The organism is Streptomyces sp. NPDC007917 (assembly GCF_042959105.1).
Lineage (GTDB): Bacteria > Actinomycetota > Actinomycetes > Streptomycetales > Streptomycetaceae > Streptomyces.
This window is the reverse complement of sequence record NZ_JBIBKK010000021.1, coordinates 153967-164782: the sequence shown is the minus strand read 5'-3', so window position 1 is coordinate 164782 and position 10816 is coordinate 153967. Positions and strand designations below refer to the sequence as shown.

Genomic DNA, 10816 nt, shown 5'->3' with positions numbered 1-10816 from the left:
GCGGGGCGGGGAGGCCGCTCGCGCCCCACCCCCCGCGCTTTCGTTTTTTTTTTGTGTGTGGGGGGGGGGGGGTGGGGGGGGGGGGGGGGGGGCGCGCCCCCCCCCCCCCCCCCCCCCACGGCTCTGTCCGCGACCCCACGACCTTGACAGCGTCGAATTATCTGACGGATAGTCAGAAAGCTTTCGGCCCGGATGTGCGACGCCGTCGAGCGAAGGGGAGACCGCTGCCCATGCACCTCGCCCCCACCCCCCGCCACCGGCGGCTGCGCGAGGAACTCCGCGGCTACTTCCGCGATCTGATCAGCCCCGAGACGCGTGCCGCGCTGCAGGATGACCCGGCCCGGCAGCGGCAACTGCTGCGGCGCATCGGCGCCGACGGTCTGCTGGGGCTCGGCTGGCCCGTCGAGTACGGCGGCCGCGGGCGCGGTCCCGACGAGCAGTTCGTCTTCTTCGACGAGGCGTACCGGGCGGGCGCGCCGGTCTCCATGGTCACGCTCAACACCGTCGGTCCGACCCTGATGAAGTACGGCACGGAGGAGCAGAAGCAAGCCTTTCTGCCACGCATCCTCAGCGGCGAAGTCGTCTTCGCCATCGGCTACTCGGAGCCGGAGGCCGGCACGGACCTCGCCTCCCTGCGCACCAGAGCCGTGCGGGACGGCGATGACTGGCTGATCAACGGCGCCAAGACCTTCACCAGCAACGCGCACAACGCGGACTGGATCTGGCTGGCCTGCCGCACCGACCCGGCGGCCCGCAAGCACGAAGGCATCTCCATCATCCTGGTGCCGACTGACACCCCCGGTTTCTCCTGGACACCGATCGAGACGGTGGCGGGGCTGACCACCACGGCGACGTACTACGACTCGGTCCGCGTCCCGGCGGACCATCTCGTCGGCGAGGAGAACGGCGGCTGGGGGCTGATCACCAACCAGCTCAACCACGAGCGGGTCGCGCTCGCCGCCATCGGTATGCAGGCCGAGGACTTCTACGAGGCGGCGCTCGCCCACGCCCGCACGCCGGATCCGCAGACCGGTGTGCGCCCCGCTGACCGGCCCTGGGTGCGGTCCCGGCTCGCGGAGGCGCATGCCCGGCTGGCGGCCACCCGGCTGCTCAACTGGCGGCTGGTGGGGGACGTGGGGGCGGGGACGCTGAGCCCGGGCGATGCGAGCGGGGTCAAGTTCGCGGGAACCGAAAGCGCCGTCGAGGTGTACAGGATGTGTCAGGAGATTGTGGGGGAAGCGGGGCTGATCCGGGCGGGATCGCCGGGCGCGTTCGGCGACGGCGAGCTCGAGCGGATGAACCGGGCCGCGCAGATCAACACCTTCGGGGGCGGTGCGAGTGAGGTACAGCGGGAAATCGTGGCCACGATGCGGCTCGGCATGCGGCGGGGGCAGCGATGACCGGTGAGTGGACGACCGGTGAGCGGACGGCAGATGCGCGGACGGCCGGCGAGCGGGTGGCTGGTGGTGGCTCCGTCACCGATGACTTCCACGGGCGGCTGCGGGCGTACGAGGGCCGGGCGGCCGCGGCCGGGGGCGAGGGCAAGGACCCGGTCAACGAGCCGATGATCAGGCACTGGTGTGAGGCGATGGGCGACACCAATCCCGCCTATCCGGCCATCGCACCGCCGACGATGCTGCAGGTGTGGACGATGGGAGGGCTGTCCGGCCATGCGGGCGGCTCGGCCAGGTCCGAGGCGTACGACGAGCTGCTGGCCCTCCTCGACGGGGCGGGCTGCACCTCGGTTGTCGCCACGGACTGCGAGCAGGAGTATCTGCGCCCTTTACGGCCGGGCGACCGAATCACCTTCGACGCGGTGATCGAGTCGGTCTCGCCGCGCAAGACCACCAAACTGGGCTCAGGCCACTTCGTCACGACGCGAATGGACATCCGGGCGGGCGGCGAGCTGGTCGGCAGACATCGCTTCCGCATTCTCAAGTACGCCCCGGCGCGGCGGACATCGGAGGGAAGCGAGCGGGCCGCGGAGGGGAAGGCGCGGCGGCCACGTCCCGTGATCAACCGTGACAACGCGGGCTTCTGGGCGGGGGTCGCCGAGCACAGACTGCTCATCCAGCGCTGCGCCGACTGCGGGACGCTCCGCTTCCCCTGGCTCCCCGGGTGCGGTGCGTGCGGCTGCCAGGAGTGGGAGACGGTCGAGGCATCGGGCGCCGGGACGGTGTTCAGCTATGTCGTCATGCACCACCCGCCGTTCCCGGCCTTCGACCCTCCGTACGCCGTAGGCCTGATCGAGCTCGCGGAAGGGGTGCGGATGATCAGCAACATCACGGGGGTGCCGTACGACAAGGTCCGCATCGGCATGCCCGTGGAGCTGGAATTCCTCCGGGTGGACGGCGACGTGGAGCTTCCCGTCTTCCGAGGGGCGGTGGCCTGATGGACTTCGTGCCCACCGCGGAGCAGCGAGCCGCGAGGGAGCTGGCGGCGGAGATCTTCGGCGATCTGTCCACCCACGAGCGGCTGTCCGCCCTCGGCACCGGCACGGACGCCGAGCTGTGGAAGGCGCTGTGCGCCGCGGGGCTTCCGGCCGCTGTGGAGGAGATCGGTCTGGTCGGGCTCGTTCTGCTGCTGGAGGAGCAGGGCAGGACCACCGCCCAGGTGCCGCTCGCGGTGACCTGTGCGTACGGAGTGCTGCCGGTGGCCGTCCACGGCACGGCGGAGCAGCGAGACCGGCTGCTGCCCGCCCTGCGGGAGGGCAGCGCTGTCGCGACGGGCGCCTTCGGCTCGGGGCTGGCCACCGCTGGTCGGACGGCGCACGGATGGCGGCTGAGCGGCACCTTCCCGGTCGTGCCCTGGCTCCGGGCGGCGACCCATGTCCTGGTGCCGGCCCACGTCGAGGGTTCAGGGGCGGAGCCGCGCTGCTTCCTGGTCGAGGTCCACACCGCCGGGACGGTAGCCGCTGCGACTGGGACAGACGTGTCCCGAGCTACTGGGACCGAGGGCAGTCGGACCGAGGCCGCCCGGACCGAGGCCGCCCGGACCGAGGACTTCGGGACCGCTGCGGGCGGGGACAAAGCCGCACTCGTCGATGCCGTGGAGACCACCGCGCCGTGGGCGGCGGGTCGGCTGACCCTGGACGGCGTGGCCGCCGAGCCGCTCGGCGGCGAGGGGACCCATGCCGATGTGCTCGGCCGGGCCCGCACCGCGTTCGCCGGGCTGCAGGCCGGGGTCTGCCGGGGCTCGCTCGACCGGGTGGTCCACCACACCTCGGTCCGCGAGCAGTTCGGCCGCCCGCTCTCCACCCATCAGGGCGTGCTGATGCGCGCGGCGGACGCGCATATGGACACCGAGGCCATCCGGGTCACCGCGTACGAGGCGGCGTGGCGCTACGACCAGGCCCTGCCCGCCGCCACCCATGCGCTCACCACGGCATGGTGGGCCTGTGAGGCGGGCAAGCGGGTGGTGCACTCCGGCCAGCATCTGCACGGAGGCATCGGCGCCGATGTGGAGCACCCGGTCCACCGGCACTTTCTGTGGGGCCGGCAGCTGGACGCGTATCTCGGACCGGCGCCCGGGCTCCTGGCCGAGCTGGGCGATGAGCTGACGGAGGTGGCCGGATGACGGTCCGGGCCGGCGACGAGCTGCCGCCGCTGCGTGTTCCGATCACCCGGACCCTCATCGTCTCCGGCGCGATCGCCTCCCGCGATTACCAGGACGTCCACCACGACGCCGAGGCGGCCAAGGAGAAGGGCTCCCCGGACATCTTCATGAACATCCTGACCACCAATGGCCTGGTCGGCCGGTACATCACGGACCACTTCGGGCCGCGCGCCAGGCTCCAGAAGGTCGCGATCCGGCTCGGCGCTCCCAACTACCCCGGCGACGAAATGGTGCTGACCGGGCAGGTCACGGCGGTCACGGACGGCACCGCGGAGGTCTCGGTGACCGGGCGCAACGCCATCGGAAACCATGTGATGGGCAAGGTCACCGTGCGGCTGTCACCGGATTTCCCACAGGGGGAGACGGGCTTCCGACAGAGCGAGGCGAACTCTCCACAGAGCGAGGCGGACTCTCCACAGAGCGAGGCGGGCTCCCCGCAGAGCGAGACGGACTCCCCGCGGGGGGCGCGGGGGGAGGCCCGATGAGCGTCCGCAGGGCCGACACGCTCGGCGGCCGGGCGGCCGTCGTGGGGATCGGGGCCACCGAGTTCTCCAAGGACTCCGGCCGCAGCGAGCTGAAACTGGCCGTCGAGGCCGTGCGGGCCGCTCTGGACGACGCCGGGCTCACCCCCGCCGACGTCGACGGGCTGGTCACCTTCACCATGGACACCAGCCCCGAGATCACCGTGGCGCAGGCCTGCGGCATCGGCGAGCTCTCGTTCTTCTCCCGCGTCCATTACGGCGGGGGAGCCGCCTGCGCCACCGTCCAGCAGGCCGCGCTCGCCGTGGCCACGGGCGTCGCCGATGTCGTGGTCTGCTACCGCGCGTTCAATGAGCGCTCCGGCCGCCGCTTCGGGTCCGGGGTGCAGCACCGCGAGCCGTCCGCCGAAGGCACCGCGCTCGGCTGGTCCCTGCCCTTCGGCCTGCTGACCCCCGCTTCCTGGGTCGCCATGGCGGCGCAGCGCTATCTGCACAGCTTCGGCCTGGCCCCGGAGGTCTTCGGCCATGTGGCCGTCATGGACCGCCGTCACGCCGCCACCAACCCGGCCGCGTACTTCTACGGCAAGCCGATCACCCTCGCGGACCACGCCGCCTCCCGCTGGATCGTCGAGCCGCTGCGGCTGCTGGACTGCTGCCAGGAGACCGACGGCGGCCAGGCCCTCGTGGTCACCAGCGTCGAGCGGGCGCGCGATCTGCCGCGTCCGCCCGCCGTGATCACCGCCGCGGCGCAGGGCGCGGGCCGTGGGCAGGAGCAGATGACGAGTTTCTACCGGGACGATCTGACCGGCCTGCCCGAGATGGGGGTGGTCGCGCGCCAGTTGTGGCGCGGCAGCGGGCTGACCCCCGACGAGATCGACGTGGGCATCCTCTACGACCACTTCACCTCGTTCGTGCTGATGCAGCTGGAGGAGTTCGGCTTCTGCGGGCGAGGTGAGGCCCCCGGCTTCGTCGCCGACGGCGCGCTGCCGCTCAACACCCATGGCGGCCAGCTCGGGGAGGCGTATCTGCACGGGATGAACGGGATAGCCGAAGCGGTCCGCCAGATACGCGGCACCTCCGTGAACCAGGTCCCGGGCGCGGCCCGCGTCCTGGTCACGGCGGGCACCGGGGTACCGACATCCGGGCTGCTCATCGGGGCAGACGGCTGAACCGTGCGCGTGTCTGCGGGCCCGGTCCCCCACCGGCACTTTCACTCCTCATATGGACCGAAGAAAGAAGATCAGATGGAAGATCGTCGGATGTTCGATCGGCCTGTCCGCGACGCTGGCCACGCTGATCGTCGGCGCCCCTTCCGCCTCCTCCTCCTCGGCTGCCCCCGCCGCCTCTCCGGCGGCCGCCCTCCCCGACCCCCGGCCGCTGGGCGCCAAGGTCTTCCAGGGCTGGGCCTTCGACACCTGTCACACCCCCTCGCTCGCGACCCTGCGCGCCTGGAGCGGTTCCAAGTACCGGGCGGTCGGCGTCTACTACGGCGGCCGTGGCCGGGCCTGCCCGAGCCAGCCGAACCTCACGGTCTCCTGGATGCGGGGGACCCGGGACATCGGCTGGCGGGTGCTGCCCATCTACGTCGGCTCCCAGTCCCCCTGTGTCCGCAACACGAACAAGAAGCACGTCACCATCGGCGGCAGTCCCACCTCGCAGGGGCGCAAGGAAGGCAAGGACGCGGTCCAGCGCGCCAAGGCGCTGGCCATCAAGAAGCGCAGCGCGCTCTACCTCGACATGGAGGCGTACGACCAGACGCGCACCAGCTGTGCCAAGACCACTCTCTCCTTCATCCGGGGCTGGTGCCGCGAAGTGCGTTCGCGCGGCTATTTCCCGGGCTTCTACAGCAGCGCCGAGTCGGGCGTGCTGCATCTGGAGAAGGCCCGCGAGGCCGGCAAACACCACCTCCCCTCCGTGATGTGGTTCGCGCGGTGGAGCGGGAAGGCGTCGCTCTCCGGTGAACCGGTCCTGCCCAAGAGCGCCTGGCATCCGCACCGCCGTATCCACCAGTACGTGGGCAACGTCACCGAGAAGCACGGCGGCCGGACCCTGAACATCGACCGCAACAAGGTCGACGCACCCGTGGCGATCATCGACTGACTCCCCTGCCGCACCACCCCTGGGGCACAACCCTGATGTCCTCTCCACCGCCCCTCCCCCCGCAGGAGGTGGTGCCGGCCCTACCCCTACAACCTGAGGCTGAGGCGGCTTCGGCACTTACGGCCGATCCCCGGCCCGCGGCCCGCTCCTAGCGTGGGAGGTATGACCACGAGTGTGTGCAACGGCGCGTCCACCGCCGCGTTCCCGTGCTTCGCGTCGTATGTGCGGGCGCGGGGGCCGGTGTTGCTGCGCACCGCCCGCGCGCTGAGCGCGAACGCCTGGGACGCGGAGGACCTGCTGCAGACCGCGCTGGCCAAGACGTATCTGGCGTGGGAGCGGATAGAGGACCACAAGGCGCTGGACGGCTATGTCCGCCGCGCGCTGGTGAACACGCGGACCTCGCAGTGGCGCAAGCGCAAGGTCGACGAGTTCGTGTGCGAGGAGCTGCCCGAGCCGGATCCGGTCCCCGCTCCGGACCCCGCCGAACAGCAGGCGTTGCGGGACGCGATGTGGCGCGCGGTACTGCGGCTGCCGGACCGGCAGCGGGCCATGGTCGTCCTCAGGTATTACGAGGACCTGAGCGAGGCTCAGACGGCCGAGGTACTGGGCGTGTCCGTGGGCACGGTCAAGAGCGCCGTCTCGCGCGCCCTGGGCAAACTGCGCGAGGACCCCGCTCTCACCCGGGCGGCCTGAGCCACCTGAGCCAGGGGAGCGGGTCCGGTGTGGTGACCACCGAGTAGTGACATACCGCCCGGTCGGCTGCACAATCGGCGGACACCTTGACCCGCGCGTGACCGCCCTGGAGGCCCCGGTGCTCAGCACGATGCAGGACGTACCGCTGACCGTGACCCGCATTCTCGTCCATGGGGCGCTCGCGCACGGCAAGGCTCAGGTCATCACCTGGACCGGGGACGGCGAGCCGCAGCGCCGTACCTTCCACGAGGTGGGCCTGCGGTCCATCCAGCTCGCGAACGCCCTGCACGACGAGCTCGGAGTCGAAGAAGGCCGGGTCGTGGGCTCGCTCATGTGGAACAACGCTGAGCACCTGGAGGCGTATCTGGCGGTGCCCTCGATGGGCGCCGTGCTGCACACCCTCAATCTGCGCCTGCCCGCCGCCCAGCTTGCCTGGGTCGTCAATCACGCCGCCGACCGCGTGATCATCGTCAATGGCTCGCTGCTGCCGCTGCTCGCCCCGCTTCTGCCGAGGCTCGAGTCCGTCGAGCATGTGGTCGTCGCCGGGCCGGGAGACCGCTCCGTACTGGACGGCTGCCGAGCCACCGTCCACGACTACGAGGAGCTGATCGAGGGCCGTCCCGTGCGCTACCCCTGGCCCGTCATTGACGAGCGCCAGGCCGCGGCGCTGTGCTACACCTCCGGCACGACCGGTGACCCCAAGGGCGTGGCCTACAGCCACCGTTCGATCTATCTGCACTCGATGCAGATCAACAGCGTCGAGGGCTTCGGCATGTCCGGGAAGGAGATGGTGTTGCCCGTGGTGCCGATGTTCCACGCGAACGCGTGGGGCACCACGCACTCCGCCTTCATGACGGGCGCCTCGATCCTGATGCCCGACCGCTTTTTGCAGCCCGGGCCGCTCGCCGACATGATCGAGGCGGTCCGGCCCACCGTCAGCGCCGCCGTCCCGACCATCTGGCAGGGGCTGCTGGCCGAACTCGACGCCAGGCCGCGAGACGTGTCCAGTCTGCGCCAGGTCTACATCGGCGGGGCGGCCTGCCCGCCGTCCTTGATGAGGGCGTTCGAGGAGCGGCACGGCATCCAGGTCGTCCACGCGTGGGGGATGACGGAGCTCTCGCCGCTGGGGTCCGTGGCCCATCCGCCCGCCGGTCTCACGGCGGAGGAGGAGTGGCAATACCGGGAGTCCCAGGGCCGGTTCCCGGCCTCCGTGGAGTACCGGCTGACCTCGGCCGACGGCGAGCTCGTGCCCTGGGACGGCACGTCGGTGGGCGAGCTGGAGGTGCGCGGCCCGTGGATCGCGGGCGCGTACTTCGGCGGAGCCGACGGCGAGCCCTTCCGCCCGGAGGACAAGTTCACGCCGGACGGCTGGCTGAAGACGGGCGATGTCGGCGCCGTCACGGCGGACGGCTTCCTGACACTGACGGACCGGGCCAAGGACGTCATCAAGTCGGGCGGTGAGTGGATTTCGTCGGTGGAGCTGGAGAACCACCTGATGGCCCATCCCGACGTCGCCGAGGCGGCGGTGGTGGCGGTACCGGACGAGAAGTGGGGGGAGCGCCCCCTGGCGACGGTGGTGCTCAAGGACGGCTCCGGCGTCGACTACCAGGCGCTCCGGGCGTTTCTCGCGGAGCGGGTCGCGCACTGGCAGCTGCCGGAGCGCTGGGCACTGATCGAGGAGGTGCCGAAGACGAGCGTCGGGAAGTTCGACAAGAAGGTCATCCGCAGGCGGTACGCGGACGGCGAGCTGGAAGTGACGCAGCTGCTCTGACCTGTGCCGATCCGTCTCACGCCGACCTGTGAAGGTGAGGCGGACCGGTCGGACGGCCGACCGGGGGCGCGTGCGGTCAGCCGCGCCCCCTCGGAAGCCCCGATGCGTCCGAAAGCGGTCAGTGCGTACGGGCGGCGGCACGGCCGGGGCGCCCGGCGGCGCCCAGCCAGCCCAGGGCCAGCCAGCAGGCGGCGACGGCGCACACCCCGCTCCAGCCCCAGTGCCCGAACGCCGGCGCGGCGAGCGCGGAGGCGGCTGCTCCGCCGATGAACGCCGCGACGATGTAGGCGGTGTTGGCCGTGGCCGGTGAGGCGGTCGCGGTCAGGGCCCGGGTCTGGTTGGCCACCTGCCCCGCCATCAGCCCCGCGTGCAGCAGCACCGCCGCCGCGCACAGCGCCCAGATCCACGAGCCGCCGAGCCAGAACAGCGGTACGGAGACGGCGGCGAGCACGTAGGCGAAGCCGACCACCCGGGCCACCCCGAACTGGTCCACCAGCCCGCCGGCCAGCGGCCCCACGGCGCTCGCGGTCAGCCCGAAGAGGCCGAACAGCCCGGCCGTGCCCGTGGACATCCCGTAACCGGGCCCGGTGAGCAGCAGGGCCAGCGCCGTCCACAGGGCGCTCCACGCCCCGTACATCCCGGCCTGGCGCAGGCATGCGCTCCGCAGCTCGGAGGAGGCGGCGAGCACCCGTGGCACCCGGGCGATGCCCTTGAGGGCCGCCAGCGGGTCGGTCTTCGTCCGCGGGCGGGTCTCGGCGGGCAGCAGTACGGCGGTCGCCAGACCGATGAGCGCGGTCAGGCCCGCCGCGCCGAGGAAGACCGCGCGCCAGCCGTACGCCTGTCCGGCGAGCCCGCCCAGCACCCGGGCCGCGACCACTCCGGCGAACAGCCCCGCGACGACGACGCCGAGGTGACGGCCGCGCCGCGCGGCGGGGGCCCGTTCGGCGACGAGCGGCACCAGCAGCTGCGGTACGACGGTGGCGGCGCTGGCCGCGAACACGGCGGCCCCGAGCGCGGGCAGCCCCGGCGCCAGCCCCGCGACGACCAGGGCCGCGCCCGCCGCGGCGGACAGCGCGCCGACCAGGCGGCGGCGGTCGGCGGTGTCGCCGAGGGGCGCGAAGAGCAGCAGCCCGGCCGCGTAGCCGAGCTGGGCGACGGAGGCGATCCACCCGGCGGCCGACGGGGTGACGCCGAGGTCGCGGGCGATCAGGTCGAGAAGCGGGGCGGCGAGGTAGATGTTGGCGGCCGTCACCGCGGTGCACAGGGCGACGATCGCGAGGAACACGCCGGTGGGCGGGCCGTCGCGCCGGGCGGGGGCGCGGACCCCGGTCTGTGTATGGGCCCCGGCGTCGGTGGGGGCCCCGGCGTCGGTGGGGCGACTGGTGGTGGTCGATGTGGCCGTATTCGTGCCCGTCATCGTTGATATACCTCCGCGCCGGCTCGCTCGCCGGCGCCGCGCGTAGCAACTAACTGGTTGGTTGTGAGTCTGCGGCCCAGCGGAGGCCTTGTCAACCAGATAGTTGGTTACCCTGGCTCCATGGCACCGACAAGGGACGCGGAGGCGACCAAGGCCCGGATCTTCGCGGCGGCCACCGCGGAGTTCGCAGCCCACGGCATCGCGGGCGCCCGCATCGACCGCATCGCCCGCGAGGCGAAGGCCAACAAGCAGCTCATCTACGCCTACTTCGGCGACAAGGCCGAGCTGTTCAGGAAAGTGGTCCAACACACCATGCTGAACCTCGCGGCCGCGGTCCCGCCCGACCCCGAGGACCCGGACGGCTATCTGGACCGGCTGATGGCCTACCACGCCGCGCACCCCGAGCTGCTGCGGCTGATGCTCTGGGAGGGTCTGGAGTACGGGAGCGGCGGCTTCGAGGTCCAGCGCGAGGAGGAGCGCCGGGCGTATTACGCCGGGAAGTCAGCCGCCTTCGCGGCCGCGCAGGAGAGGGGCGCGATCGACAGGTACCTCCCACCGCAGCACCTGGTGTTCATCATCAGCGCGCTGGCGGGCTGGCCCTATGCCGTGTCGCAGTTCCGAAACCTGCTGGTCGGCGAGACGGAGGAGGACGCCGCACAGCTGCGCGAATCGCTCCGTGCCGCCGTGCGGCGCCTCACCGGTACGGACGGGGCATCCGGTAGGGACGGGGCATAGCGCCGC

At 71.9% G+C, this 10816-nt stretch carries 10 protein-coding genes; 9 read left to right on the top strand and 1 reads right to left on the bottom strand.

Features of this window, described 5'->3' with window-relative positions; translation table 11 throughout:
• Positions 1-230: 230 nt before the first annotated feature.
• From ACFZDL_RS33415 to ACFZDL_RS33380, 8 genes are all read left to right on the top strand, one after another.
• Positions 231-1400: an acyl-CoA dehydrogenase family protein gene (locus ACFZDL_RS33415; protein ID WP_353590205.1), complete on the top strand. Its 1170-nt coding sequence runs from the start codon at positions 231-233 to the stop codon at positions 1398-1400.
• Positions 1397-2392 carry a bifunctional MaoC family dehydratase N-terminal/OB-fold nucleic acid binding domain-containing protein gene (locus ACFZDL_RS33410; RefSeq protein ID WP_353590206.1) on the top strand — a complete coding sequence of 332 codons (996 nt, stop codon included), beginning with the start codon at positions 1397-1399 and terminating at the stop codon, positions 2390-2392. Before ACFZDL_RS33415 ends, ACFZDL_RS33410 begins: the two co-directional genes overlap by 4 nt.
• A complete protein-coding gene (locus ACFZDL_RS33405) occupies positions 2392-3576 on the top strand; it encodes an acyl-CoA dehydrogenase family protein (RefSeq protein WP_353590207.1) in 1185 nt (394 codons plus the stop codon). Before ACFZDL_RS33410 ends, ACFZDL_RS33405 begins: the two co-directional genes overlap by 1 nt.
• On the top strand, positions 3573-4100 hold the full coding sequence (locus tag ACFZDL_RS33400) for a MaoC/PaaZ C-terminal domain-containing protein (protein ID WP_391193224.1): 528 nt from the start codon (positions 3573-3575) through the stop codon (positions 4098-4100). Before ACFZDL_RS33405 ends, ACFZDL_RS33400 begins: the two co-directional genes overlap by 4 nt.
• Positions 4097-5263, top strand: a complete 1167-nt coding sequence (locus ACFZDL_RS33395; RefSeq protein WP_353590208.1) for a lipid-transfer protein — start codon at positions 4097-4099, stop codon at positions 5261-5263. Before ACFZDL_RS33400 ends, ACFZDL_RS33395 begins: the two co-directional genes overlap by 4 nt.
• Positions 5264-5315: 52 nt before the next feature.
• Positions 5316-6194 (top strand): DUF1906 domain-containing protein, encoded by an 879-nt coding sequence (locus ACFZDL_RS33390; RefSeq protein ID WP_353590209.1) that lies wholly within the window; start codon positions 5316-5318, stop codon positions 6192-6194.
• Between the two features lie 162 nt (positions 6195-6356).
• Positions 6357-6887 carry a SigE family RNA polymerase sigma factor gene (locus ACFZDL_RS33385; protein ID WP_353590211.1) on the top strand — a complete coding sequence of 177 codons (531 nt, stop codon included), beginning with the start codon at positions 6357-6359 and terminating at the stop codon, positions 6885-6887.
• A gap of 118 nt (positions 6888-7005) precedes the next feature.
• Complete coding sequence (locus ACFZDL_RS33380; RefSeq protein ID WP_353590460.1) at positions 7006-8658, top strand: long-chain fatty acid--CoA ligase; 1653 nt, start codon at positions 7006-7008, stop codon at positions 8656-8658.
• Between the two features lie 118 nt (positions 8659-8776).
• Here ACFZDL_RS33380 and ACFZDL_RS33375 read toward each other — a convergent pair whose 3' ends face one another.
• Positions 8777-10075, bottom strand: coding sequence for an MFS transporter (locus tag ACFZDL_RS33375; protein ID WP_353590212.1), 1299 nt, complete (start codon positions 10073-10075; stop codon positions 8777-8779).
• A 120-nt stretch (positions 10076-10195) separates the two neighbouring features.
• On the opposite strand from ACFZDL_RS33375, the gene ACFZDL_RS33370 reads away from it, so the two are divergent.
• Positions 10196-10810: a TetR family transcriptional regulator gene (locus tag ACFZDL_RS33370; protein ID WP_353590213.1), complete on the top strand. Its 615-nt coding sequence runs from the start codon at positions 10196-10198 to the stop codon at positions 10808-10810.
• Positions 10811-10816 lie beyond the last annotated feature (6 nt).

Bases quoted from the DNA above. Each gene is read 5' to 3' on its own strand.
- ACFZDL_RS33395 (WP_353590208.1), top strand. From the start codon at position 4,097: ATGAGCGTCCGCAGGGCCGACACGCTCGGCGGCCGGGCGGCCGTCGTG.
- ACFZDL_RS33390 (WP_353590209.1), top strand. From the start codon at position 5,316: ATGGACCGAAGAAAGAAGATCAGATGGAAGATCGTCGGATGTTCGATC.
- ACFZDL_RS33400 (WP_391193224.1), top strand. From the start codon at position 3,573: ATGACGGTCCGGGCCGGCGACGAGCTGCCGCCGCTGCGTGTTCCGATC.
- ACFZDL_RS33385 (WP_353590211.1), top strand. From the start codon at position 6,357: ATGACCACGAGTGTGTGCAACGGCGCGTCCACCGCCGCGTTCCCGTGC.
- ACFZDL_RS33415 (WP_353590205.1), top strand. From the start codon at position 231: ATGCACCTCGCCCCCACCCCCCGCCACCGGCGGCTGCGCGAGGAACTC.
- ACFZDL_RS33370 (WP_353590213.1), top strand. From the start codon at position 10,196: ATGGCACCGACAAGGGACGCGGAGGCGACCAAGGCCCGGATCTTCGCG.
- ACFZDL_RS33375 (WP_353590212.1), bottom strand. From the start codon at position 10,075: ATGACGGGCACGAATACGGCCACATCGACCACCACCAGTCGCCCCACC.
- ACFZDL_RS33405 (WP_353590207.1), top strand. From the start codon at position 2,392: ATGGACTTCGTGCCCACCGCGGAGCAGCGAGCCGCGAGGGAGCTGGCG.
- ACFZDL_RS33410 (WP_353590206.1), top strand. From the start codon at position 1,397: ATGACCGGTGAGTGGACGACCGGTGAGCGGACGGCAGATGCGCGGACG.